Raw genomic sequence first — 23,910 nt, forward strand, 5'->3', positions numbered from 1 at the left:
GGGTCGGACGGGCGGTGCCGGCCGGGGGGATTCGGGTCAGCCGCGCGGTGCCGGCCGGGCGGAGACCGCCTCGCGGTCCAGACCCAGCTCCCGGGCCAGCGCCTCGTCCGTCCACTCCCGGGCCCGCGCCCTCGACACCGTCCCCGCGTACGAGGTGAGCTGCACGGCCAGTCCGTCGAGGAACGCCGTCAGACGCAGGGCGGCACCGTCGGGGTCCGCGCAGCGGAACTCGCCGGCCGCCACACCCTCGGCGATCACTCCGGCGATCTCCGCCTTCCACTGCCGGTCCAGGTCCCGCGCGACGTCGCGCAGCGCGGGCTCGCGCAGCGCCACCGCCCAGCCCTCGATCCACAGTCGCCAGCCCTTGGCCTGCCCGGTCGGGGCGTACCACCGCACCGCCGCCCGCAGCCGGCGCAGTGCCGAGGTGCGGCGGCCCAGCAGCTTGCGCAGGTGGGCGAGATCGTCCTGGGCGGCGTGCGCGAAGGCGGCGGCGACGAGCTTCTCCTTGGTGGAGAAGTGGTAGAGCACCAGCGCGTTGCTGACGCCGAGCGCGGCGGCCACGTCGGCGATCCGCAACGCCGCCACACCCCGCGCCGATATCTGGTCCAGGGCCGCGCGCAGCAGCTCCTCGCGCCGCTGCGCCACACTCAATCGGACTCTCCCCACGCCCGCCACCCTATACAGACGCCCGGAGCCGGGGCCGCCGCAGCCGTCGTGAGCTGCGCCTACGGCGGCCCGCGGCTCTCTGGCACCCCGCCGCTCAGTCGGTCGTCGCGGCGGCCGTGCCCGTGCCGGTGCTCGCCTCGGTGCGTCCGGTGCGTCCGGTGCCGGGCACCTCGCACGCATCCTTGAACCCCTGGCTGGTCAGATCCAGCGCCGCGTTGATGCGGGACCGCAGGTTCTCGACGGCGACGATGGCCGTCAGCTCCACGAAGGCCGGCTCGCCCAGCGCCGTCCGCAGCCGCCCGGCGAGGTCGTCGCCGACCTGGGGCGGTGTCGCCGTCATCGCCTCGGCGTACTCCATGACGTCCCGCTCCAGCGGGGTGTAGGCGTCGCTGTCCCGCCACACCGGCACGTCGTGGAGCTTGCGACGGTCCATGCCGCGCTCGGCGTTCTCCCAGTAGCCGAAGTCCATGCACCAGGAGCAGCCGATCGAGGCGGCCGAGGCCATCACGGCGAGTGCCTTCAGGTCGGAGTCCAGCTTGTTCCACCCGGCCACGGACTGCTCGAAGCGCAGGTCGCCCCAGAGCACCCGCGGGTTGTGGGCGAGCGCCTTGCCGGGGTCGAGGACCTTTCCGTAGGTGCGCCGGGAGTACCACTCCACGGCGCGGAAGAAGAGCGTCCGGGGCGGGGTGAGCGAGACGCGGGCCATGGGGGCCACCTTCCTGTCCGTCGGTCGTGCGGTGTGCTTGCGGACGCTCCGGCCGGGCGCCCTCACCAATAGGACGGAGGAGGGGAACACGGATGTGACATCGGTCGTTCGAGTGACGTCGGACGAGAGTCGGACACGACGACAATGGAGACCTCGACCACATCACCTGGAGGCACCGTGGCCGCATCCCGTTCCCCGAAGCAGGGGCTCCGCCTGCCCCTGCCCGCGGCCTTCGGCGCGGACCCGACCGGCGCCCGCATGGCGCGCATCCGCCGCTCGCCCCACTTCCGTGACGGCGTCTTCCAGAACCCCGGCGGCACCGCCCGGACCCGGCCTTCCGGATCGGCCCGTGACTTCGCCAGGGTCTACTTCGACAAGGAGTCGCGGCGAAGCCGTGCGCCGCGGGGCCCGGTCCCCGTGCACGCCACCACGCTCGCCGACCTCGCCCGGCCGCCCGCCACCGGACTGCGCCTGACCTGGATGGGCCACTCCAGCGTGCTCGCCGAGATCGACGGGCAGCGGGTGCTCTTCGACCCGGTGTGGGGCGAGCGCTGCTCCCCGTTCCCGTTCGCCGGCCCCAAGCGGCTGCACCCGGTCCCCGTGCCGTCGGCGTCCCTGGGCCCGGTCGACGTCGTCGTCATCTCCCACGACCACTACGACCACCTGGACCTGCCCACCATCAAGGCGCTGGCCGGCACGGACACCCTCTTCGCGGTGCCGCTCGGGGTCGGCGCCCACCTCGAACACTGGGGCGTGTCCGCCGACCGGCTGCGCGAGCTGGACTGGCACGAGTCGACGCGCGTCGGCGGCCTCACCCTCACCGCCACCCCGGCCCGGCACTTCTGCGGGCGCGGCCTGCGCAACACCCAGCACACCCTGTGGGCGTCCTGGGTCGTGGCCGGCGAGGAGCACCGCGTCTACCACAGCGGGGACACGGGCTACTTCGACGGCTTCCGGGACATCGGCGCCGCGCACGGCCCGTTCGACGCGACGATGATCCAGCTGGGGGCGTACGCCGAGTTCTGGCCGGACATCCACATGACGCCCGAGGAAGGCGTCCGCGCCCACCTGGACCTTCAGCAGGGCCGGCCGGGCGGTGTCCTGCTGCCGATCCACTGGGGGACCTTCAACCTGGCGCCGCACGCGTGGGCGGAGCCGGGGGAGTGGACCAAGGACGCGGCCGAGGAAGCCGGGCAGGCGGTGGCGTTCCCGCGGCCGGGGGAGCCGTTCGAGCCGGCGGGGAAGCTGCCGGTGGAGCCGTGGTGGCGGGCGGTGTCGGGCCCGATCGCGCACCCGTGGCGCCGTCCCCGGAACACCGAGGGTGCGGCCGGGACGAGCAGGGGTGATCTCGACCTCGCGGGGGAGCGGTGAGGGCGAGCGGGGACTAGGGAGGGGAGGGTGCGGAGACGTCCCGACCGGGGCGCGTCGGCGTCGCTGGGCGCGGACCTCGCCGCGGAAGCAGTCGAACCACGCGTCCGCGCCGCTCGGACCGCATCGGTGCGTCAATAGCCCATTCGTATCGGGCGGTTGACGCCGTCACCCGTCACTCCATGTGACCGAATCCGATCGAGTCCGACCGGTCCGGAGCGCTTCCGGAGCGGAAGCTTCACCGGGTTATCGGGCTGTCGTACGAGGCCTCATACCAGAGCGGGACGTTGTCCGAGGGACTTTGGCAACTGCCCCTCGCACATGATGCTCGGGCGACTACTGTCAGTGTCCGTCGGGCGACGTAGGTCGCCTGTCCGCGTGGCGTCCGTCCGACGCGCGCACCCCAGGCCCGACGGACCAACGGACCAGTACGAGGACCCCGATGTCTCACCTCCGCGCCCCGGCCGCGCGAGCGGACCGCCGCGAGGGCGGGCGGCACGGCCGGCCGGCCTCCCGCACCGCTCCCGCACTGCACGAGACCCACATACGGCCCCAGTTGCTGCGTCTGGCCGTGCTGCCGCCGGTCGCGGTCGCCCTCAGCTCCTGCGCGGTCGTCCTGTTCACCGTCCGGTCCACGGGAGTCCGGCCCGGTCTGGTCCTGTGGGGTGTGCTCGCCGGAGCCGTCTCGGTGACCGTCGCCGCCGTCGTCATCGCCGCCGTGGCCGCCGACCGCGCCGCCCGGTCCGTCCACGAGCGCGTCGGGGCCCTGCGGCGCAGTACCGCGCGCGGGGAGGGCGATCTGCGCGCCGTGGTCGAGGCACTGCGGCGCGGGGAGACCCCGTCACCGCGCAAGCCGCGCGGCGGACCGCCGGACGACGCCGACGACTTCGAACTGCTCGCCGCCGACCTGTCCCGCGCCCACGACGGCGCCGTCGAGGCCGTCGTGCGGGCGGCCCAGCTCTCCAGCCAGGCGGGCAGCGAGCAGAAGCTGGAGGTCTTCGTCAACCTGGCCCGGCGCCTGCAGTCCCTGGTGCACCGGGAGATCTCCATCCTGGACGAGCTGGAGAACGAGATCGAGGACCCCGATCTCCTCAAGGGCCTCTTCCACGTCGACCACCTCGCCACCCGCATCCGTCGCCACGCCGAGAACCTCGCCGTCCTCGGCGGCGCCGTCTCCCGCCGGCAGTGGAGCAACCCGGTGGACATGACCGAGGTGCTGCGCTCGGCCATCGCCGAGGTCGAGCAGTACTCACGGGTCCGGCTGGTCCCCCCGATCGACGGCACCCTGCGCGGCCACGCCGTCGCCGACGTCATCCACCTGCTCGCCGAACTCGTCGAGAACGCCACCCTGTTCTCCGCCCCGCAGACCCAGGTGCTGATGCGGGCCAACCTGGTCACCTCCGGGCTCGCCGTGGAGGTCGAGGACCGCGGACTCGGCATGCCCGTCGCCGAGCAGAGCCGGATGAACGCCCTGCTCGCCGACCCCGACCAGGTCAACGTCGCGCGTCTGCTCGCGGACGGCCGCATCGGACTGTACGTCGTCTCCCAGCTCGCCAAGCGGCACGGCATCACCGTCCGCCTGCAGACCAACATCTACGGCGGTGTCCAGGCCGTACTGGTCGTGCCGCAGGCCCTGTTGGGCGGGGAACCGGGCGCGCTGCCCGGAGGCGGGGCCCGGACGGGGGAGGGCACGGGCGCGGAGCCGGTGCCCGTCCCGCCGCCCCGGCAGCACCCGCGCCCCGCCACACCCCAGCCGTCCACGGCAGCCGTCACGTCCCCGCCGTCCCCGGCAACCCCGGTGGCCCCGGCATCCGTCGGGCACTCGGCACCCGTCGGGCACTCGGCGCCCGAGGCGCACCCGGCGTCCCTGACCCCCGTGGCGCAGCGGCTCCCCGACGCCCCCGCCCCCTCCGGGCCGGGGACCGTCCCCGCCTCCGTCGCGCCCGCCCCCTCGGAGCCCTCGCCGCCGGGGACGGTCACCCACGCGCCCGTCACCGCGGCGCCGACCTCGCACGCCCCCGCCCCCCACGCCCCGCACGAGCCCGGCGCGTCCGGGCCCGAGGCGCCCCGCTCCACGGGCCGGGGCGAGCCCCTTCCCCTGCCCGTGCGCGGCGCCCGTGGGGACCGGCCGACGCCGGCCGCCGCCGTGCCCGGGGTCCGGCCCGCCGACCGGGGTGTCATCGCCGAACACGCGGCCACTCCGCCCGTCCCCCGCCACAGCGCGGTGCGCGGCACCATGGGCAAGCCCCGACTGCCCCGGCGTCGCGCCCAGGAGCACATCGCACCGCAACTGCGCGGCGGCCCCGCACCCCGCCAGGAACCCGAGCAGTACGCCGGTCACGACCCCGGCCTGATGGCCGCCTTCCAGCGTGGCGTCGGCCTCGCGGAGGCCCAGCAGCACAGGGACCCGCCTCCCGAGGAACCGGCCCCGCTGGAGCCCACCCACCGGGACCCGGCCGGATGACGACCCGCCCCACGCCCACCACCGGCCCACTCCCCACGTCCACCCCCACGACCAGCGCTCCCGCAGACCTTCGTACCCCAAGGAGTCGATCCACCATGGCGAGCGATGCGCCGACCAGCCAAGTGTCCGACCTCGACTGGCTGATGAGCGGCCTCGTGCAGCGCGTACCGCACACGAGCAGTGCGGTGCTCCTGTCCTGCGACGGGCTGGTGAAGTCCGTCCACGGCCTCGACGCGGACAGCGCCGACCACATGGCGGCACTGGCGTCCGGCCTGTACTCCCTCGGCCGCAGCGCCGGCGTCCGCTTCGGCGACGGCGGCGACGTACGGCAGGTCGTCGTCGAACTCGACTCGACCCTCCTCTTCGTCACGACCGCCGGCTCCGGCACCTGCCTCGCCGTACTCGCCGGCCGGGAGGCCGACGCGGCCGTACTCGGCTACGAGATGGCGATGCTCGTCAAGAGCGTCCGCCCCTACCTCGTCACCGCTCCCCGGCAGCACGCCGTCGAACCACCGGCGATGAGGCCTTGAGGGTGGCCGCGGCCGGCGACGGGCCCTGGCTCGACGACGCGGCCGGTCGGCTGGTGCGCCCCTTCACCGTGAGCAACGGCCGTACCCGGCCCACCGTCGCGCTCGACCTGATGTCCCAGGTGATGGCCACGGGGGCGACCCCCCTCGGCTACCTCGGTCCCGAGCACGCGCAGGCACTCGACCTGTGCCGGGCGCCCCTCCCGGTCGCCGAGCTCGCCGCCCATCTGAGGCTTCCCGTGGCAGTCACCAAAGTGCTGCTGTCGGACCTCGTCGACTGCGGCGCGCTGACCACCAAACCCCCCGCCGCGTTCCACCACGACCCCACGGACCGGGCCCTTCTGGAGGCAGTGCTCGATGGACTACGACGACAGCTCTGACTACGGCCGCGGATCCGGACCAGGATCCGGCCACGACACCACCGACCCCTTCCCCACCGCGCTGAAGATCCTCGTGGCGGGCGGGTTCGGGGTGGGCAAGACGACCTTCGTCGGCGCGGTCAGCGAGATCGCGCCGCTGAGCACGGAGGAATTGCTCACCACGGTCAGCGCCGCCACCGACAACCTCGACGGAATCGAGAACAAACTCGAGACGACCGTGGCCATGGACTTCGGCCGCATCACCCTCGACCCCGAACACGTGCTGTACCTGTTCGGGACACCCGGCCAGGAACGCTTCTGGTTCATGTGGGACGAACTGTGCGAGGGTGCCCTCGGCGCCGTGATCATCGCCGACACCCGCCGGCTGGACGAGTCCTTCGCCGCCGTCGACTTCTTCGAGGAACGCGGCCTCGGCTTCATCGTCGCGATCAACGAGTTCGACGGCGCCCACCGCTACGACCCCGAGGAGGTGCGCGCCGCGATGGACCTGCACCCGGAGATCCCGATCGTGCGCTGCGACGCGCGGATCTCCAGTTCCGGGGTGCAGACGCTGCTCACCCTCGTACGCCACCTCATCGACCACACCCCGGCCCCCACCACGGGGTACGGCGCCGGAGCCCGCCCATGAGCTACGACCCGCCACGCCCGGTCGGACGCCTGCTGCTCACCCCCGAGGACCGGGAGGCCCCGGCCCGGGTGCGACGGCTGCGCCGGCTCGGCCTGGTGGAGCGTCCGGACCCGGCCCTCGACACCTTCGCGGCACACCTCGCCCACCTCGCCGAGGCGCCGTACGCGATGGTCAACTTCCTCGTGGAGGGCGGGCAGTTCTTCGCGGGCCTGCGGGTGCCCGAGGTCCCGCCGGTGACGCACGGGGACGGCACCAGCCCCGAGTTCGGCCGCGTCCAGCCCCGCGATCACGGCTTCTGCCCCCACGTGGTGGTCCGGCGCAAGGCGCTGGTCCTGGAGGACGTGCGCGACTACCCGCGCTTCGCCGGCAACCCCGTGGTCGACGCGTTCGGCATCCGCTCCTACCTCGGCGCCCCGCTCATCGACAGCACGGGCACGGTGCTGGGCACGGTCTCCGCGTCCGACGTACGGCCCCGCACCTGGGGGACGGCGGGTCTGGCCACGATCAAGTCGACGGCGGCGGATCTGGTGCGGCGCATCGAACGCAGCGCCGAGGACGGGCTGCCACTGTGAATCGCAGGCCCGGCGGCCCCCGGGGGCGGCCGGCGTGAAGGAAAGCTGCGGCCGGGCTTAAGAAAGGCTCGATGGACCGGGGACCGTCTCGTACGGCAGATTGCTGTGCGATTCCCCTCCCCTCCCCGGACGCGGGCCGCCTCGGCGTGCCCGGCGCCGGGACCTCACCCCCGTCAGGAGCCGTAGCGTTGAAGGCGCTGGTCAAGGAGAAGGCGGAGCCCGGGCTGTGGCTCGCGGACGTGCCCGAGCCCGCCGTCGGACCCGGTGACGTACTCATCAAGGTGCTGCGCACCGGCATCTGCGGCACCGACCTGCACATCCGGGCCTGGGACGGCTGGGCGCAGCAGGCCATCCGCACCCCGCTCGTCGTCGGCCACGAGTTCGTCGGCGAGGTCGTCGAGACCGGCCGCGACGTCACCGACATCAAGACCGGCGACCGCGTCAGCGGCGAGGGACACCTCGTCTGCGGCAAGTGCCGCAACTGCCTGGCCGGACGGCGCCACCTGTGCCGCGCCACCGTCGGCCTCGGCGTCGGAAGGGACGGCGCCTTCGCCGAGTACGTGGCCCTGCCCGCGTCCAACGTCTGGGTGCACCGCGTCCCCGTCGACCTCGACGTCGCCGCGATCTTCGACCCGTTCGGCAACGCCGTGCACACCGCCCTGTCGTTCCCGCTGGTCGGCGAGGACGTCCTCATCACCGGCGCCGGACCGATCGGTCTGATGGCCGCCGCCGTCGCCCGGCACGCCGGGGCGCGCAACGTCATGATCACCGACGTCAGCCAGGAGCGGCTGGACCTGGCCCTCAAGGTCGGCGTGAGCCTCGCCCTCGACGTCTCCAAGGTGTCCATCGCCGACGGCCAGCGCGAGCTGGGCCTGCGGGAGGGCTTCGACATCGGCCTGGAGATGTCCGGCCGCCCCGAGGCCATGCGCGACATGATCGCCAACATGACGCACGGCGGCCGGATCGCGATGCTGGGCCTGCCCGCCGAGGAGTTCCCCGTCGACTGGGCCCGGATCGTCACCTCGATGATCACCGTCAAGGGCATCTACGGCCGCGAGATGTTCGAGACCTGGTACGCCATGTCGGTGCTGCTCGAGGGCGGCCTCGACCTCGCCCCCGTCATCACCGGCCGCTACGGCCACCGCGACTTCGAGGCCGCCTTCGCCGACGCCGCCAGCGGCAAGGGCGGCAAGGTCATCCTCGACTGGACCGCGTGAGCCACCGCGTACGTCACCGCGTAAGCCAACTGCCTTCCTAGGAGCCTGAGAGATGTTCGACTCCGTGCGCGACGACCTGCGCGCCACCCTCGACGAGATCCGCGCCGCCGGCCTGCACAAGCCCGAGCGGGTCATCGACACCCCGCAGTCCGCGACCGTGAACGTCACCGCGGGCGGCCGTCCCGGCGAGGTGCTCAACTTCTGCGCCAACAACTACCTCGGCCTCGCCGACCACCCCGAGGTCGTCGCCGCGGCCCACGAGGCGCTGGACCGCTGGGGCTACGGCATGGCCTCCGTCCGCTTCATCTGCGGCACCCAGGAGGTCCACAAGGAACTGGAGGCCCGGCTCTCCGCCTTCCTCGGCCAGGAGGACACGATCCTCTACTCCTCCTGCTTCGACGCCAACGGAGGCGTCTTCGAGACCCTCCTGGGACCCGAGGACGCGGTGATCTCCGACGCCCTCAACCACGCCTCCATCATCGACGGCATCCGCCTGTCCAAGGCCAAGCGCTTCCGGTACGCCAACCGCGACCTGGCCGACCTGGAGACCCAGCTCAAGGCCGCCGGCGACGCCCGCCGCAAGCTGATCGTCACCGACGGCGTCTTCTCCATGGACGGCTACGTCGCCCCGCTCGCCGAGATCTGCGACCTGGCCGACCGCTACGACGCCATGGTCATGGTCGACGACTCGCACGCCGTCGGCTTCGTCGGCCCCGGCGGGCGCGGCACCCCCGAACTGCACGGGGTCATGGACCGCGTCGACATCATCACCGGCACCCTCGGCAAGGCCCTCGGCGGCGCCTCCGGCGGCTACGTCGCCGCCCGCGCCGAGATCGTCGCCCTGCTGCGCCAGCGGTCCCGCCCGTACCTGTTCTCCAACACCCTCGCCCCGGTGATCGCCGCCGCCTCCCTCAAGGTGCTCGACCTGCTGGAGTCGGCCGACGACCTGCGGGTGCGGCTCGCCGAGAACACCGCCCTGTTCCGGCGCCGGATGACCGAGGAGGGCTTCGACATCCTCCCCGGCGACCACGCCATCGCCCCCGTCATGATCGGCGACGCGTCGCGGGCCGGCCGCATGGCGGAGCTCCTGCTGGAGCGCGGGGTCTACGTGATCGGCTTCTCCTACCCGGTCGTGCCCCAGGGCCAGGCACGCATCCGCGTACAGCTGTCCGCCGCCCACTCCACCGAGGACGTGAACCGCGCGGTGGACGCCTTCGTGGCCGCGCGGGCCGAGCTGGACGCCTGACGCGTGCGTGACGCGGGCCCACCGGTGAGAGAATCGATCCCGTGATCGAAGCGCGGCGGCTGCACATCCTGCGAGCGGTGGCGGACCACCGCACCGTGACGGCGGCCGCCGCCGCGCTGTACCTCACCCCCTCCGCGGTCTCCCAGCAGCTCGCCGCCCTGGAACAGGAGACCGGGCACCGCCTGGTCGAGCGCGGCGCCAAGGGCGTGCGGCTCACCCCGGCCGGGGAGATCCTGCTCAGCCACACCAACGCCGTCCTCGCCCAGCTGGAACGGGCCGAGGCCGAGCTGGCCGCCTACGGCTCGGGCGAGGCCGGCACGGTGACCGTCGCCTCCTTCGCCACCGGCATCGCCCTGGTCGTCGCACCGGCCCTGGCCCGCCTCGCCGAGTCGGCGCCCGGTATCCGCATCCGCGTCCAGGACGCGGAGGGCGACGCCAGCCTGCCGATGGTCCTGGACCGGCAGGTCGACGTGGCGGTCGCCGTCGAGTACCGAGGGGCCCCGCCCGCCGACGACCCGCGCCTGACCCACGTGCCCCTGTACGCCGAGCCCTTCGACGCGGTCGTCCCGGTCACCCACCGGCTCGCCGACGCCGCCGAGGTCCCGCTCGCCGAGCTGGCCAAGGACCCCTGGATCGGCCCCTACCCGGGCAACCCGTGCCACGACGTCGTCGTCCTGGCCTGCGAGAACGCCGGCTTCCAGCCTCGTATGGAGCACTCCTCGGACGACTTCCGCGCGGTGGTGTCCCTGGCCTCCGCCGACGTGGGCGTGGCGCTCGTGCCGCGCTCGGCACTGCACGGCACCGACCTCACCGGTGTCGTGGTCCGCCCCGTCGACGGAGTGGCGCCCACCCGCCGCGTCTTCGCCGCCGTACGCCGGGGCGCCGAGGAGCACCCGCTGATCCGCCCGGTGCTCGACGCGCTCGGCGAGGCGGCGCGGGCGTGAGGCTTCCGTAACACGGGCGTCTCATCTGCGGGATACCGTCCCGGATGTGAGAGACGACGTCGATTCCGTGGACGCCCGCCTCGCCGCGAGGCTGGCCGAACTGCGCGCCGAACGCGGCTGGTCCCTGGAGGAGCTGGCGGAGCGCACCGGGCTGAGCCGGTCCACGCTGTCGAGGACCGAGCGGGCCGAGTCCAGCCCCACCGCCTCCCTCCTCAACCGCCTCTGCGCGGTCTACGGCCGGACCATGTCCCGGCTGCTCAGCGAGGTCGAGGCGGAACCCGCGCTGCTGGTGCGGGCCGCCGAACAGCCCGTGTGGGAGGACCGGTCGGCCGGGTTCGTGCGCCGCTCGGTGTCCCCGCCGCACGCCGGGCTGCGCGGCGAGCTGGTCGAGGGGCGCCTCGCCGCGGGTGCCGACATCGCCTACGACCGGCCGCCCGTGCCCGGGCTCGAACAGCACGTGTGGGTTCTGGACGGCGCCCTGGAGATCACGGCCCAGGACGACGCCCACCACCTCGCCACCGGGGACTGCCTGCGGATGCGGGTGTGGGGGCCGACGCGGTTCCGGTGCGCCGGCCCCGGGGACGTGCGCTACGCGCTGGCGGTGGTGCTGCCGTGAGGGTGATCCGGGTCGACGAGCGGGAACTGACGGCGCGCTTGGACGGGCTGGCCGGTCTGCTGGCCGACACGGTCGCCGGCGGCGCCTCCGTCGGATTCCTCGCCCCGCTGGGCCACGAGGAGGCCGCCGCGTGGTGGCGCGGACGGGCCGCCGACGTGGCCGCCGGCCGACTCGCCGTGTGGGTGGCGCGGGAGGGCGAGCGGGTGACCGGGACCGTGAGCCTCGCGCTGCCCGACAAGCCCAACAGCCGCCACCGCGCGGAGCTGGTCAAGCTCATGGTGTCCCGCGAGGCGCGCGGCAGGGGAGTGGGCCGCGGGCTCCTGGCCACCGCCGAGGAGGCGGCCGCCGCGGCCGGACTCACCCTCCTCCACCTCGACACCGAGACCGGCAGCCCCGCCGAGCACCTGTACCGCTCGGCGGGATGGACCCGGGCCGGGACGATCCCCGACTACGCCGCCGACCCGGGGGGCGAGCTGCGGCCGACGACCCTCTACTTCAAGCGGGTCGGCGTCCCCTCCGCCGCCGGGTGATTGTCAGTGGCGGCGGCTACGGTGCCTGACATGCCGGACGCAGAAGACGTACGCCGTGTCGCCCTGTCCCTGCCGGACACGACGGAGAAGACCGCCTGGAGCATGCCCACGTTCCGGGTGGCGGGGAAGATGTTCGCCACGCTGCCCGAGGACGAGACCTCCCTCGCGGTGCGCTGCCCCAAGGAGGAGCGCGACGAACTGGTGCTGGCCGAGCCGGAGAAGTTCTGGATCGCCGGCCACGAGGCGCAGTTCGCGTGGGTGCGGGCCCGCCTCGCGGCGCTGGAGGGCGAGGACGAGCTGCGCGACATCCTCGCCGACTCCTGGCGCCAGGCGGCGCCGACCCGGCTGCTGGAAGCCCATCCGAGGCTGGGGCTGCCGGCCGGAGGGCCCGGGGAGTTCGAGGGCTGAAAATCCCTCGGGCGTTGTCAGTGCCCCGTGGCATGATCCGGGGACATGCGTGGCAGCCGGGGCCGGAGGGGGGCTCCGGCTGCCAGGAGCACGACGCGCGGGGGACGGGCACAGGCAGCGGGGCGCGGACGCCGGCGGAGCCGGCCGGGGAGGGGATGACGCGGGATGGCGGGGACGTCGTCGCAGGCCGGGCGGGAGCGGGCGGCGAGCGGAAAGGCGGCACGGGGCGTCTGGTCGCGGGACTTCGCACTGTTCTTCACCGCGCGGGCGATCGCCCGGCTCGGAGACACCATGCTCCCGGTCGCGCTCGCCGCCGGCCTGCTCCAGCACGGGTACGGGGCGGGCGCGGTCGGACTCGCCATGGCCGCGACCGCCGCCGCCTTCGCCGGACTGGTCGTCTTCGGGGGAGTCCTCGCCGACCGCTTCAGCACCCGCAAGCTGATGATCGGCGCCGATCTGGCGCGGCTGGGCACCCAGGCCCTGGCCGCCGCCCTGTTCTTCTCCGGCCACGTCGTGCTCTGGCAGATCTGCGCCATCGGGTTCGTCAACGGCGTCGCGGGCGCGGTCTTCCAGCCCGGCGTCGCCGGCACCGTGCCCCGGCTCGCCTCCGACGTCCAGGGCGCCAACGGCGCGATACGCGTCGCCGAATCCGCCGCCCAGCTCGCCGGCCCCGCCGTCGCCGGTCTCCTGGTCGGCTTCGCCTCGCCCGGCGGGGTCTTCGCCGCCCACGCCGCCACGTACGCCGTCAGCGCCCTGTGCCTGCTGCTGCTCCGGCTGCCCCCGCCCGCCCCGGGCGCGCGCGCCGCGGCCCGCCGAGGCGCCGGGGCGTTCCGCGCCGACCTGGCGGAGGGCTGGCGGGAGTTCCGCGGCAGGCGGTGGCTGTGGGGCGTCATCGCCGTCTGGTGCGTGTACATGATCGCCGTCTGGGGGCCGACCGTGCCCCTGGTGGCGACCGAGGTGGTGCGGGACCACGGACCGCGCGCCTACGGCTTGATCAATTCGGCCCTGGGGGCCGGCACCGTGGTCGGCGGACTCGTGGCGCTGCGGCTGCGGCCCCGCCGCATGCTCCGCGCCGGTGCGATCGCCCTGGTCGGCTTCGCCGCGTTCCCCGCGAGCGTCGGCGCCGGGCTCGACGTACCCGCCATGGCCGCCGGTGCCGCGGTCGCCGGGGCCGGGATGTCCTTCTGGGGCGTGATGTGGGCGACCAGCGTGCAGACCCAGGTCCCGCCCGACGTGCTCAACCGCGTCCACGCCTACGACGTGGCGGGCTCGCTGGCGATGATGCCCGTCGGCCAGGCCCTGGCCGGCCCGGCCGCCGCCGCCCTCGGCGCCGACCACGTGCTGCTCGTCGCCGGCGTGACGAGTTTCGGCGTGTGCGCCGCCCTGCTGCTGAACCCGGCGGTCCGGGGGCTGGAGCGGGTCGACGGCGCGGCGGCCTCCTCGGAGCCGGCGGTCCGCGCGCCGGGGCCCTCCCGCGCGCGGAAGTGCTGACCGGCCGGTCCCGGCCCGAAAAGCGATGCGCGACCACCGGTCCGAGTGCGGTATGGTTTTCTTGCGCGTTCGGCCGGGGGAAACCCCAGGTCAGGCGGGCAACGGGACGTGGCGCAGCTTGGTAGCGCACTTGACTGGGGGTCAAGGGGTCGCAGGTTCAAATCCTGTCGTCCCGACCGGAGACGGTCGTTGATCGAGGGGCGGTTTCGGAGGAATCCGAAACCGCCCCTCGATCGCGTTCCCTGCGGCGTGCCTGGACGCTCAGGCGAGATGCCCGATATATCACTGTCGGGTGTCCGCGCTCATCCTCTGCCACTTCGCGCTCGCGCTCTTCGCCGCGCCGCTGGTGAGGTGGTGCGGCACCCGTGCCTTCCTCGTACTGGCCCTGCCGCCCGCCGCGACGGCCGTCTGGGCGGCCACCCGGTGGAGCACGACGGCCGCGGGCGGCGCCGACACCGCCGTCCGGGCCTGGCTGCCGGCCTACCGCGTGGACTGGGCCCTGCGGCTGGACGCGCTCGCCGAACTCATGGTCCTGCTCGCCGCGGGAGTCGGCACCCTGGTCCTGGTCTACTGCGCCTCGTACTTCGACGACCGCTCGCGGCACCTGGGCAGGTTCGCCGGAAGCCTCCTCGCGTTCGCCGGGGCGATGCTCGGCCTCGTCCTCGCCGACGACCTGATCCTGCTCTACATCTTCTGGGAACTGACGACCGTCTTCTCCTATCTGCTGATCGGCCAGACCAGCGACCACAAGCGCAACCGGCGCAGCGCCCTTCAGGCACTGACGATCACCACCCTCGGCGGGCTGACCATGCTCGTCGGCCTGCTCACCCTGGGGCACGAGGCGGGCACCTACCGGATCTCGGCGATCCTCGCCGACCCGCCGCCCCCGTCGGCGGCGCTGTCCACGGCGATCGTGCTGATCCTCGTCGGCGCCCTCTCGAAGTCCGCGATCTGGCCGTTCAGCCTGTGGCTGCCCAACGCCATGGCCGCCCCCACCCCGGTCAGCGCCTATCTGCACGCCGCCGCCATGGTCAAGGCGGGCGTCTACCTCATCGCCCGGCTCGCCCCCGCCTTCGCCGAGGTCACGCCCTGGCGGCCGCTGCTGCTCGTCCTGGGCTCCGCGACGATGCTGCTGGGCGGCTGGCGGGCGCTGCGCCTCAACGACCTGAAGCTCGTCCTCGCCTACGGCACGGTCAGCCAGCTCGGGTTCCTCACCGTCCTCGCCGGGGCGGGCCGCCACGACACCGGCCTCGCCGCCACCGCCATGCTCCTGGGCCACGCCCTCTTCAAGGCCCCGCTCTTCCTGGTCACCGGGATCATCGACCACGCCACCGGCACCCGCGACCTGCGCAGACTCTCCGGACTCGGGAGCCGGCTGCCCGCGGTCGGCGCCGTCGCCGCGCTCGCGACGCTGTCCATGGCCGCCGTACCGCCCCTGCTGGGTTTCACCGCGAAGGAGGCCGCCTTCCAGTCCCTCCTGGACGGGAGCACCGCCGACCGCTGGGCCCTCGCCGCGACCGTCGTCGGCTCCGCCCTGACCACCGCCTACACCCTGCGCTACCTGTGGGGCGCCTTCGCCCGCAAGCCCGGCGCCCCGGACACCGAGGCGCACGACGTGTCGCCGGCCTTCCTCGCGCCGCCCGCCCTGCTCGCCCTCGCCGGCCTGGTCCTCGGCCCCGGCGTCCCCTGGCTCCAAGGGCTCCTCGGCGCCTACGCCGAGCAGTTCCCCACGCCCGCCCACCCGTACCACCTGGCCCTGTGGCACGGAGCGGGCCCGGCGTTCGGCCTGTCCTGCGCGGCCTGGGCCGGCGGCGTCCTGCTGTTCCTGGCGGCGGGCCCGGTCGCGCGGGCCGGCCAGGCCCTCGCCTGGCGTTCCGCCGACCGGATCTTCGGACGGTCGCTGCTCGCCCTGGAGCGCACCGCGCTGCAGTGCACCGGCTTCGTGCAGCGCGGCTCGCTCTCGGTGTACCTCGTGACGACCATGAGCGTGGTCCTCGCCGGGCAGGTCGCCGTCCTGCTGGCGGACGAACCCTGGACGGGCGTCCCCGCCCCACGGGTGTGGGACCACCCCGCCCAGGGCGCGGTGGCGGTGCTGACCTGCGCCGCCGCCCTGCTCTGCCTGTGGGTGCGCCGCCGGATGAAGGCCGTGGTCCTCGCCGGTCTCACCGGGTACGGCACCGCGCTGCTCTTCGTCGCGCAGGGCGCGCCGGACCTCGCGCTGACCCAGTTCTGCGTGGAGACCGTCTCGATGATCGTCTTCGTGCTCGTGCTGCGCCGGATGCCGGTGCACTTCGAGGAGAACTACAGCAGGCGGCGACGGGTCCTGCGGATGCCGGTGGCGCTCGCCGGCGGCGCCGCCGTCGCCTTCGTGCTGTGGATCATGGCGGGGCACCGGCGGGCCGACAGCGCCGGTGCGGCGATGGTCGAGGAGACCGCCCACCACGGTCTGAAGGACGTGGTGGCGACGATCCTCGTCGACCTGCGTGCCTGGGACACGATGGGGGAGTCCGCGGTGCTCGCCGCCGCCGCGATCGGCGTCACCAGCCTCATCTACCTGCACCGCCGCACCGACGGCGCCGAGCAGCCCGTGCTTCCGCTGCCCGGCGACCATCCGCACGCGGGCCTGCGCACGGCCTGGCGGGCGACCCGGTACGAACTGGCGGGCCTGCCCGAGGGGGACGAGGGGGCGCCGGAGCGGACCTGGCTCGCGGCCAGTTCCACGCTGGCCCCCGAGCGCCGCTCCCTGGTCCTGGAAGTCGTCGCCCGGCTCATCTTCCACCCCGTTCTCGTCCTCTCCGTCTACCTGCTGATGTGCGCGGAGAACCTGCCGGGCGGCGGGTTCGTCGCGGGCCTGACCGCCGGGGTCGCCTTCATCACCCGCTACCTCGCGGGCGGACGGCACGAACTCGCCGACGCCGTGCCCTTCAAACCGGGCCTGTTCACCGGCCTCGGCCTGTTCGTGTCCACCTCGGTCGCGCTGGGCGGCCTCGCCGAGGGCACCGTGCTGCACGGCTGGACCTGGCACGGTCACCTGCCGGTCTGGGGCGACGCCCACCTGTCCACCGCCGTCCTCTTCGACTGCGGGGTCTACCTCCTGGTCCTCGGAGTGGTCCTGGACATCGTGCGCGCCCTCGGTGCCCGCATCGACCGCCAGATCGAACGTGCCGCCGCCCTGCGCGCCCGCGGAGAGGCGGGCCCCGCGTGACCGTGAGCCTCTCCCTCCTGGTGGCCGCCGCCGTGCTCGCCGCCGTCGGCGGCACTCTGCTGCTCACCCGTTCCCTGACCCGGATCCTGCTCGGCGCGGTCGTCCTCGGCAACGGCGTCAACCTGCTGGTCCTCGCCTCCACGGGCAGCGCGGGCGACGCGCCGCTGCTCTACCCGCACGTCATCCGCAACCGGGTCACCGACCCGCTGCCCCAGGCCATCGCCCTCACCGCGATCGTCATCACCCTCGCCACCACCGCGTTCCTGCTCGCCATGGCCTACCGCAGCCACCAGGTCACCGGCTCCGACGAGATCAGCGACGACACCGAGGACCGGCTGGTCGCGCTGCGCGCCGAGTTCCTCGACCGGCGCGGCGAACTGCGGGACCGCTACCGCGAGGACCGCGCCGACGGCGGCACCAGCCCCGAACAGCGCGCCCGCTACCGGGACGCCCGCCGACGGCTGCGCAAGCGGGTCCGCGAGGAGCGCGCCTACCAGGCCCGCGCCAACGACGTCTCCGGGAACCTCTGGAACGACATCCTCGGCGCCGACCCCGAGGACTACCGCGAGGGCCGGGAGCGGGGCACCACCGACGCGACGGGCCGTCCGGGCCCGGCACCGGCCCGTGTCGCCGGTCCCTCCAACGACCCCGAGGAAACCGGCCGCGAGCCCGACTCCCGCCCCGGCGAGGACTCCTGCCACCCGTCGCCCGACCAGCCCGACGACCCCGGGGGCGCCGGCACGGAAGGAACCAGGTGAACGCCCTCGTCCCGCTCCCCGTCCTGCTGCCCCTGTGCGTCACGGGCCTGAAACTGGCCATCGGGCCCCGGCTCCAGCGGTTCCAGCGCTTCATCAGCCTCGCCGTGCTCGGCGCGGTCCTGGTGCTCTCCGTGCTCCTCATGATCGCCGCCGACCGCCACGGCCCACTCAGCGTCCACCTCGGGGACTTCGCCCCGCCCATCGGCATCACCCTCGTCGCCGACCGCCTCGCCGGCCTGATGCTCACCGTCTCCAGCGCCGTCACCCTGCTGGTCCACGTGTACTCGCTGGGCCAGGGCATGGCCGACCGCGACGACCAGACGCCGGTCGGCGTCTTCCACCCCGCCTACCTGATCCTGGTGGCGGGCGTCTCCTGCACCTTCCTGGCCGGCGACCTCGTCAACCTCTACGTCGGCTTCGAGATCATGCTCGTGGCGAGCTTCGTCCTGCTCACCATCGGCGGCACCGCGACCCGCATCCGGGCCGGATCGACGTACGTGATCATCTCGCTGTTCTCCTCGGTGCTCTTCCTCGTCGCCATCGCCATGACCTACGCGTTCGCCGGGACCGTGAACTTCGCCCAGCTCGCGGGCCGGCTCCAGGAGGCGCCGGACGGGGCGCGCACCCTGCTGGAGGCGATGCTGCTGACGGTCTTCGCCATCAAGGCGGCCGTGTTCCCGCTCGCGGCCTGGCTGCCCGACTCGTACCCGACCGCCCCCGCGCCGGTCACCGCGGTCTTCGCCGGCCTGCTGACCAAGGTCGGCGTGTACTCGATGCTGCGCACCCAGACCCTGCTCTTCCCCGGCCACCGCCTCGGCGACCTGCTGATGCTCGCCGCCCTCGCCTCCATGGTCGTCGGCATCCTCGGCGCCGTCGCCCAGACCGACCTGAAGCGGGTGCTGTCCTTCACCCTCATCAGCCACATCGGCTACATGGTCTTCGGCATCGCGCTGGCCGGGCGCGGCTCGATCAGCGGGGCCATCGTGTACGTGGCCCACCACATCACCGTGCAGACCACGCTCTTCCTCGTCGCCGGGCTCGTCGAACGGCGCGACGGCACCACGGAGCTGACCCGCCTGGGCGGCCTGGCGAAGTCCGCACCGCTGGTCGCGGTGCTGTTCTTCGTGCCCGCCATGAACCTCGCGGGCATCCCGCCGCTGTCCGGGTTCATCGGCAAGGTCGGTCTGATGCGGGCGGGCATCGACAACGGCGGCGGCTGGGCCTGGGCGCTGGTCGCCGGGTCCGCGGCCACCAGCCTGCTCACCCTCTACGTCATGGCGAAGGTCTGGAACCTGGCCTTCTGGCGGGACGCGCCGCCCGGTGCCGAGGGCGAGGGCGTGGTCCTGGAGTCCGCCGGGGACGAACCCGGAGACGACGAGGACGACGAGGACGACGACGAGGACGAGGAGGCCCCGGCGGCGGGGTCGGGGAGCGGCCGGCCGGTCCCGGCGGGCGCCGTGGTCTCCGCCGGCCTGCTCGGCCAGTCCATCACCACCACCAAGCGGCTGCCCTGGCCGATGCTGCTGGCCACCGGCGCCGCCGTCGCCCTCGGCCTGCTCTACACCGTGCTCGGCGGCCCCCTCACCACCTTCACCGAGGCCGCCGCCGCCGAACTCCTCGCCCGCACCCCCTACATCGAGGCGGTGCTCGGCCGGTGAGCAACCTCTTCCGCGACCGTTCCCCCTACAGCTGGTCCTTCCGCATCGGCAGCGGCAGACGCGTGCTGGACCTGCCGCTCGTCGCCTGGCTCACGGCCATCTGGATCCTGCTGTGGGGCACCCTGTCCTGGGCCAACCTCGTCAACGGGATCGTCGTCGCGGTGTGCCTGTGCCTGGCCTTCCCGCTGCCCGCCGTGGACATCGGCCTGCGGCTGCGTCCGCTGGGCATCCTGCGGCTGGCGGTCTATCTGCTCTACGACATGTTCTCGTCCAGCGTCGAGGTCACCCGGCAGATCTTCGCCAAGGGCCCCTACCACGCCGCGGTCGTCGCCGTTCCGCTGCGGGTGCGCAGCGACCTGATGCTCACGGCCACCGCGGTCGCCGTCTCCAACGTCCCCGGCGGCTCCGTGATCGAGGTGCGCCGCTCGACCGCCACCCTGTTCCTGCACGTCCTCGACGCCGACGACCCCGGCGAGATCGAGAGCGCCCGGCGACAGGTGTGGCGCATGGAGGAACTCGTCGCCCGCGCCTTCGGCACCGCCGAGGACATCGCCCACGCCGCCCGCCCCGTACCGGAAGGGGACACCCCGCCGTGACCACCCTGCACGACGTCGAGGAGGCGCTGCTGACCGCCTCGCTCGTGATGATCCTCGTCGCCGGCGCGCTGCTGCTGTACCGCATCTGGTACGGCCCCTCGATGCTGGACCGGGCGGTCGCCCTGGACGTGGCGGCGGCGCTCATCGTCGCCGGCATCGGCGTCAAGGCCGCCCACGACGGCGACGGGTTCTACTTCCCCGTGATGCTGGTGCTCGCCTTCCTCGGCTTCACGGGCTCGGTGGGCATCGCCCGGTTCATCGCCGTGCGCGACCGGCCCTCGGTGCGGGCGGACGGCACGGAGGACCACCGGTGAACGCCTGGGCCCGGGCGGCCGACCTGACCGGCGCCGTCCTGCTGTTCCTGGGCTGCCTGCAGAGCCTGCTCGGCGTGATCGGGATGCTCAGGTTCCCCGATGTGCTCTCCCGCAGCCACGCCGCCACCAAACCGCAGACCCTCGGGACCCTCCTCGTCCTGGTCGGGGTGGCGCTCCGGCTGCGGCACGGCATCGACGTGGGCACCCTCGCGCTCATCGTCTTCTTCCAGTTCCTGACCAGCCCGGTCGCCTCCCACCTGGTCGCCCGCTCCGCGTACCGCACCGGGCAGACGGGTTCGCGGGGCCTGCTGCGGGACGACCTGGACCCGCAGCTGAGCGACATGGAGCAGCGGGAGGAGTAGAGACCGGAGCAGCGGGAGGAGTAGAGACAGGGAGCAGCGGGAGAAGCAGCGGAGTGGTCGCGGCCGGGGGAACGGCTCGACCGTCAGCCCACGCAGCCCACGTGGGCCAGCGCCTGCTTCAGCAGCACCCCGTGTCCGCCGGGCATCTCGCTCTGCACCGCCTCGGACAGCGCCTCCCGCGGGTCGAACCAGACCAGGTCCAGCGCGTCCTGCCGGGGCCGGCAGTCACCGGTCACGGGCACCACGTAGGCCAGGGAGACCGCGTGCTGCCGGGGATCGTGGTACGGGGTGACCCCGTGCGTCGGGAAGTACTCGGCCACCGTGAACGGCTGGAGCGAGGCCGGCACCCGGGGCAGCGCCACCGGGCCGAGGTCCTTCTCCAGATGACGCAGCAGGGCGTCCCTGACCCGCTCGTGGTGCAGGACCCGCCCGGAGACCAGCGTCCGGCTGACCGTCCCGTCGGGTCCGATGCGCAGGAGCAGGCCCACGCTGGTGACTTCACCGCTGTCGTCGACGCGCACGGGCACCGCCTCGACGTACAGGATCGGCATGCGGGCGCGTGCCATCTCCAGCTCGTCGGTCGTCAGCCAACCCGGCGTGGTCTCGGTCATGTCAGACATCGCTTGATCATACTTTCAGCCGTTCCTGCTTCCCGGGCGGCGCTCCGGGACTGTGATGGGTGCCACGCCGCTCAGCCGTCGTCCGGCGCCCCGTCCAGCGGGCCGCCCGGCAGCCGGTAGACCCGGCGCGCGTTGTCGCGCCCCGTCCACCGCGCGATGCGCAGCGCGTCCGCCAGGGCCATCTCGTCGGCGTCCACCCGCTCCTCGAGCAGCCCGGCCAGCCCCTGCCGGAAGGCCAGCGCCCCCAGGTGGTGGAACTCGGCCACCCCGTAGGCGTCCGAGCTGTGGAGCAGCTTGCGGAAGGGGGTGATCTCCAGCGCCTCCGCGAGCACCGTGCCCGCCCGCGCGGGGCCGACGTGGTGCAGGGCGAGGCCCACGTCGAGGTGGACCTGCTCGAAGACCGCCGACAGGTAGGCCGCCTGGCGCTGGAAGGGCCAGCAGTGCAGCAGCACGACCGGGACGGTGCCGGCGGTCAGGCGCAGCCAGTCGGTCAACAGGGACGGGTCCGCGCGGTGCAGGCGGAGGTCGCCGTCGCCGAAACCGGTGTGCAGCTGGAGCGGACGCCCGAGGTCCACCGCGGTCCACAGCAGGTGCCGCACGAGCACCGGATCGTCGAGCCGGCCGCCGCGGGCCAGCCAGCGCCGGGCGGCCTCGGTGACCTCCGCCGGCGAGGGACGCTCCGGGTCCAGGCCGAAGCCGGTGCGGTAGGCGGCCACCGACTTGACGCCCACCACGCCCGGACGCCGCACCGCCTCCCACGCCGCCGACCGGAACGCCGCCCCGTACGCGTCCGGTTCGACGCCGTCGGCCGCCACCGCCTCCGCGACGCTCTCCAGCCGCACCACCTCGTACGCCGTCGCGCCCGCGGCCCCGGCCAGCTCGGCCGGTGTCGTCACCCGGTCCGGGGCGAACCCGGTGTCGACGCAGAAGACGCCGGTGCCCGCCGCGCGCAGGAACCGCCGGTTGACCTCCTCGGCGCCCAGCTCGGCCCGCCGGGCCAGGTACACGTCGGCGGGCGCGTGGCGCGGCAGGTCCAGCAGGGGAGCGCAGTGGCGGCGGACGGCGAGGCCGACGGGGCTGTCGAACGGGGAGACGCCGGGCCATGCCTCGCCCTCGGTCAGGAGGGACTCGAAACCCGTCCGGTTCAGCCCGTGGGTGACCGCGCCGTGGCAGTGGTGGTCCACGAGGTCCAGGGCGGCGAGCGCCTCGTGCACGGGGCCGGCCGCCACGTCAGTACCTCCAGCGGTAGGCCGCCGCCACACCGTCGTCGTCCAGTCCGGCGGCGGCCTCGATCTCGCCGCGTCGCACGGCGGTCACGGCGTCGGCCAGGACCGGCCCCAGCGCGGCTCTGAGCACGCCGTCCGCGCGGAACGCCTCCACCGACTCCGCCAGCGACACCGGCAGGCGGCGCACCCCGCGGGCCGCGGCCTGTGCCGTGTCGAGCCGGGCCGGGTCGCCGGTGGTCTCCGCCGGCAGCGACGCGCCGGACGCGATCCCGTCCAGCCCGGCGGCGATCACCGAGGCGAGGGCGAGATAGGGGTTGGCGGCCAGGTCGACCGGCTTGACCTCCACGTTGGCCGCCCGGTCGCGCACCCCGGTCGTGCCGGTGACGACCCGCAGGGCGGCCTCGCGGGTCTCCCGGCCCCAGGCGGTGAACACGCCCGCCCACTGCGAGGGGCGCAGTCGCAGACGACTGGCGGGGCTCGGCGCGGTCATCGCGGTGAGCGCCGGGAGGTGGTCGAGCACCCCGGCCACGAAGGACTCGGCCTCGGCCGTCATCCCGTACCGGCCCGGGCCGCCCGCGTGCAGATTGCGTCCGTCGCGCCAGGCGGAGAGGTGGAGGTGCCCGCCGTTGCCGACGCCCTGCCCGAGGACCGCCGGCGCGAAGGAGACCCGCAGCCCGTGCCGCCGGGCCACGGCCCGGATCGTCTGCCGCACCAGTACGCTGCGGTCGGCCGCCGCCACCGGGTCGAGGGCGCCCACCGAGACCTCGAACTGCCCCGCCGCGTACTCGGGGTGCAGCTGCTCCACGTCCACGCCCTGCGCGGCGAGCGCCGCCAGGGTGTCGGCGGCGCAGTCGCTCAGCTCGATCTGCCGCGTCGCGCCGTACGCCGGTCCGGACACCGCCGGGACGAAGCCGTCGCCGGGCATGTCGCCTCGGCCCACCACCCACTCGATCTCCACGGCGGCCTTGAAGCCGATCCCGTACGACCGGGCGGCCTCGGCCACGACCCGGCGCAGCACGGTGCGTCCGCACGCCGGGTGCGGCTCGCCCTCCTGGGTGATCCGGTCGACCGGCGCCCACGCCCAGCCGGGCTGCGCGGACAGGACGGTCACCCGGTCGAGGTCGGGGTACAGGCGCAGGTCGCCGTCGGGGGAGCCGAGGACGTCCGTGGTGACGATCGCGTCGTTCGCCAGGAAGGTGTCGAAGACCGGGGACATGCCGACGCCCCACGCGGCCGCCGAGGCGAGCTTCGCGGTGGGAACGGTCTTCACCCGGCCGATGCCCGCCGTGTCGACGTAGGCCAGCACCACCCCGTGCACGTCCTGTGCGGACAGCTCCGCGCTCAGCGCGGTGGCCCGCTCGACCTCACCCGGACGCCCGCCGGGAACGGGGCCGCTCTCGCTCACGTG

At 74.0% G+C, this 23,910-nt stretch carries 24 protein-coding genes and 1 tRNA gene; 20 read left to right on the forward strand and 5 right to left on the reverse strand.

The features are described 5' to 3' along the window. Positions 1 to 36: 36 nt before the first annotated feature. A complete protein-coding gene (locus ACFZP7_RS29460) occupies positions 37 to 666 on the reverse strand; it encodes a TetR/AcrR family transcriptional regulator (protein WP_385636869.1) in 630 nt (209 codons plus the stop codon). Positions 667 to 760: 94 nt separating this feature from the next. Then, the gene (locus tag ACFZP7_RS29465) at positions 761 to 1,372 is read right to left on the reverse strand and encodes a carboxymuconolactone decarboxylase family protein (RefSeq protein ID WP_385636871.1); all 612 of its coding nucleotides are present in this window, start codon (positions 1,370 to 1,372) and stop codon (positions 761 to 763) included. Positions 1,373 to 1,549: 177 nt separating this feature from the next. On the opposite strand from ACFZP7_RS29465, the gene ACFZP7_RS29470 reads away from it, so the two are divergent. The 20 genes from ACFZP7_RS29470 (at position 1,550) to mnhG (ending at position 20,656) form a co-directional block, all read left to right on the forward strand. Next, complete coding sequence (locus ACFZP7_RS29470) at positions 1,550 to 2,743, forward strand: MBL fold metallo-hydrolase (RefSeq protein WP_385636873.1); 1,194 nt, start codon at positions 1,550 to 1,552, stop codon at positions 2,741 to 2,743. 439 nt (positions 2,744 to 3,182) lie between these two features. Beyond that, the gene (locus ACFZP7_RS29475) at positions 3,183 to 5,204 is read left to right on the forward strand and encodes an ATP-binding protein (protein ID WP_385636876.1); all 2,022 of its coding nucleotides are present in this window, start codon (positions 3,183 to 3,185) and stop codon (positions 5,202 to 5,204) included. Between the two features lie 95 nt (positions 5,205 to 5,299). Next, positions 5,300 to 5,734 (forward strand): roadblock/LC7 domain-containing protein, encoded by a 435-nt coding sequence (locus tag ACFZP7_RS29480; protein ID WP_029394514.1) that lies wholly within the window; start codon positions 5,300 to 5,302, stop codon positions 5,732 to 5,734. 2 nt (positions 5,735 to 5,736) lie between these two features. After that, positions 5,737 to 6,111: a DUF742 domain-containing protein gene (locus ACFZP7_RS29485; protein ID WP_019330485.1), complete on the forward strand. Its 375-nt coding sequence runs from the start codon at positions 5,737 to 5,739 to the stop codon at positions 6,109 to 6,111. Further along, positions 6,089 to 6,739 carry an ATP/GTP-binding protein gene (locus ACFZP7_RS29490; protein WP_019330486.1) on the forward strand — a complete coding sequence of 217 codons (651 nt, stop codon included), beginning with the start codon at positions 6,089 to 6,091 and terminating at the stop codon, positions 6,737 to 6,739. Before ACFZP7_RS29485 ends, ACFZP7_RS29490 begins: the two co-directional genes overlap by 23 nt. Beyond that, positions 6,736 to 7,311, forward strand: coding sequence for a GAF domain-containing protein (locus ACFZP7_RS29495; protein ID WP_030971732.1), 576 nt, complete (start codon positions 6,736 to 6,738; stop codon positions 7,309 to 7,311). Before ACFZP7_RS29490 ends, ACFZP7_RS29495 begins: the two co-directional genes overlap by 4 nt. Positions 7,312 to 7,499: 188 nt before the next feature. Further along, a complete protein-coding gene (tdh, locus tag ACFZP7_RS29500; protein WP_019330488.1) occupies positions 7,500 to 8,528 on the forward strand; it encodes an L-threonine 3-dehydrogenase in 1,029 nt (342 codons plus the stop codon). Positions 8,529 to 8,580: 52 nt separating this feature from the next. Further along, positions 8,581 to 9,774 (forward strand): glycine C-acetyltransferase, encoded by a 1,194-nt coding sequence (locus ACFZP7_RS29505; protein WP_385636879.1) that lies wholly within the window; start codon positions 8,581 to 8,583, stop codon positions 9,772 to 9,774. 41 nt (positions 9,775 to 9,815) lie between these two features. After that, positions 9,816 to 10,718 carry a LysR family transcriptional regulator gene (locus ACFZP7_RS29510; RefSeq protein WP_019330490.1) on the forward strand — a complete coding sequence of 301 codons (903 nt, stop codon included), beginning with the start codon at positions 9,816 to 9,818 and terminating at the stop codon, positions 10,716 to 10,718. A 46-nt stretch (positions 10,719 to 10,764) separates the two neighbouring features. Then, positions 10,765 to 11,334: a helix-turn-helix domain-containing protein gene (locus ACFZP7_RS29515; protein ID WP_385636882.1), complete on the forward strand. Its 570-nt coding sequence runs from the start codon at positions 10,765 to 10,767 to the stop codon at positions 11,332 to 11,334. Beyond that, complete coding sequence (locus tag ACFZP7_RS29520) at positions 11,331 to 11,864, forward strand: GNAT family N-acetyltransferase (protein ID WP_046251968.1); 534 nt, start codon at positions 11,331 to 11,333, stop codon at positions 11,862 to 11,864. The genes ACFZP7_RS29515 and ACFZP7_RS29520 overlap by 4 nt, the downstream gene beginning before the upstream one ends. Before the next feature lie 30 nt (positions 11,865 to 11,894). Then, the gene (locus tag ACFZP7_RS29525) at positions 11,895 to 12,272 is read left to right on the forward strand and encodes an MmcQ/YjbR family DNA-binding protein (RefSeq protein WP_385636885.1); all 378 of its coding nucleotides are present in this window, start codon (positions 11,895 to 11,897) and stop codon (positions 12,270 to 12,272) included. 165 nt (positions 12,273 to 12,437) lie between these two features. Further along, entirely contained in the window at positions 12,438 to 13,763 is a 1,326-nt protein-coding gene (locus ACFZP7_RS29530; RefSeq protein WP_385636888.1) for an MFS transporter, read from the forward strand. 102 nt (positions 13,764 to 13,865) lie between these two features. Then, positions 13,866 to 13,939: transfer RNA gene (locus ACFZP7_RS29535), tRNA-Pro, on the forward strand. A 116-nt stretch (positions 13,940 to 14,055) separates the two neighbouring features. Further along, a complete protein-coding gene (locus tag ACFZP7_RS29540) occupies positions 14,056 to 16,968 on the forward strand; it encodes a Na+/H+ antiporter subunit A (RefSeq protein ID WP_385636891.1) in 2,913 nt (970 codons plus the stop codon). After that, positions 16,965 to 17,726, forward strand: coding sequence for a Na(+)/H(+) antiporter subunit C (locus ACFZP7_RS29545; RefSeq protein ID WP_019330496.1), 762 nt, complete (start codon positions 16,965 to 16,967; stop codon positions 17,724 to 17,726). The genes ACFZP7_RS29540 and ACFZP7_RS29545 overlap by 4 nt, the downstream gene beginning before the upstream one ends. Continuing rightward, positions 17,723 to 19,384, forward strand: a complete 1,662-nt coding sequence (locus ACFZP7_RS29550) for a Na+/H+ antiporter subunit D (protein ID WP_385636894.1) — start codon at positions 17,723 to 17,725, stop codon at positions 19,382 to 19,384. Before ACFZP7_RS29545 ends, ACFZP7_RS29550 begins: the two co-directional genes overlap by 4 nt. Further along, complete coding sequence (locus ACFZP7_RS29555; protein WP_019330499.1) at positions 19,381 to 19,980, forward strand: Na+/H+ antiporter subunit E; 600 nt, start codon at positions 19,381 to 19,383, stop codon at positions 19,978 to 19,980. The genes ACFZP7_RS29550 and ACFZP7_RS29555 overlap by 4 nt, the downstream gene beginning before the upstream one ends. Before the next feature lie 47 nt (positions 19,981 to 20,027). Then, positions 20,028 to 20,294, forward strand: a complete 267-nt coding sequence (locus tag ACFZP7_RS29560) for a monovalent cation/H+ antiporter complex subunit F (RefSeq protein WP_062133103.1) — start codon at positions 20,028 to 20,030, stop codon at positions 20,292 to 20,294. Beyond that, the gene (gene mnhG / locus ACFZP7_RS29565; protein ID WP_019330501.1) at positions 20,291 to 20,656 is read left to right on the forward strand and encodes a monovalent cation/H(+) antiporter subunit G; all 366 of its coding nucleotides are present in this window, start codon (positions 20,291 to 20,293) and stop codon (positions 20,654 to 20,656) included. The genes ACFZP7_RS29560 and mnhG overlap by 4 nt, the downstream gene beginning before the upstream one ends. Positions 20,657 to 20,739: 83 nt before the next feature. Here the strand turns inward: mnhG and ACFZP7_RS29570 are convergent, their stop codons facing one another. The 3 genes from ACFZP7_RS29570 to ACFZP7_RS29580 form a co-directional block, all read right to left on the reverse strand. Further along, positions 20,740 to 21,267 carry an NUDIX hydrolase family protein gene (locus ACFZP7_RS29570; RefSeq protein WP_019330502.1) on the reverse strand — a complete coding sequence of 176 codons (528 nt, stop codon included), beginning with the start codon at positions 21,265 to 21,267 and terminating at the stop codon, positions 20,740 to 20,742. Between the two features lie 80 nt (positions 21,268 to 21,347). Then, entirely contained in the window at positions 21,348 to 22,505 is a 1,158-nt protein-coding gene (locus ACFZP7_RS29575; protein WP_385636897.1) for an amidohydrolase family protein, read from the reverse strand. A gap of 1 nt (position 22,506) precedes the next feature. Continuing rightward, positions 22,507 to 23,907 (reverse strand): glutamine synthetase family protein, encoded by a 1,401-nt coding sequence (locus ACFZP7_RS29580; RefSeq protein WP_385636900.1) that lies wholly within the window; start codon positions 23,905 to 23,907, stop codon positions 22,507 to 22,509. Between the last annotated feature and the right edge of the window lie 3 nt (positions 23,908 to 23,910).

The organism is Streptomyces sp. SudanB5_2050 (assembly GCF_964272335.1).
GTDB classification, from domain to species: Bacteria; Actinomycetota; Actinomycetes; order Streptomycetales; family Streptomycetaceae; genus Streptomyces; species Streptomyces rochei.

Excerpts from the sequence above, each read along its gene's own strand:
- ACFZP7_RS29480 (WP_029394514.1), top strand. The coding sequence starts at position 5,300 with ATGGCGAGCGATGCGCCGACCAGCCAAGTGTCCGACCTCGACTGGCTG.
- ACFZP7_RS29475 (WP_385636876.1), top strand. The coding sequence starts at position 3,183 with ATGTCTCACCTCCGCGCCCCGGCCGCGCGAGCGGACCGCCGCGAGGGC.
- ACFZP7_RS29465 (WP_385636871.1), bottom strand. The coding sequence starts at position 1,372 with ATGGCCCGCGTCTCGCTCACCCCGCCCCGGACGCTCTTCTTCCGCGCC.
- ACFZP7_RS29490 (WP_019330486.1), top strand. The coding sequence starts at position 6,089 with ATGGACTACGACGACAGCTCTGACTACGGCCGCGGATCCGGACCAGGA.
- ACFZP7_RS29560 (WP_062133103.1), top strand. The coding sequence starts at position 20,028 with ATGATCCTCGTCGCCGGCGCGCTGCTGCTGTACCGCATCTGGTACGGC.
- ACFZP7_RS29530 (WP_385636888.1), top strand. The coding sequence starts at position 12,438 with ATGGCGGGGACGTCGTCGCAGGCCGGGCGGGAGCGGGCGGCGAGCGGA.
- ACFZP7_RS29495 (WP_030971732.1), top strand. The coding sequence starts at position 6,736 with ATGAGCTACGACCCGCCACGCCCGGTCGGACGCCTGCTGCTCACCCCC.
- ACFZP7_RS29570 (WP_019330502.1), bottom strand. The coding sequence starts at position 21,267 with ATGACCGAGACCACGCCGGGTTGGCTGACGACCGACGAGCTGGAGATG.
- ACFZP7_RS29505 (WP_385636879.1), top strand. The coding sequence starts at position 8,581 with ATGTTCGACTCCGTGCGCGACGACCTGCGCGCCACCCTCGACGAGATC.
- ACFZP7_RS29525 (WP_385636885.1), top strand. The coding sequence starts at position 11,895 with ATGCCGGACGCAGAAGACGTACGCCGTGTCGCCCTGTCCCTGCCGGAC.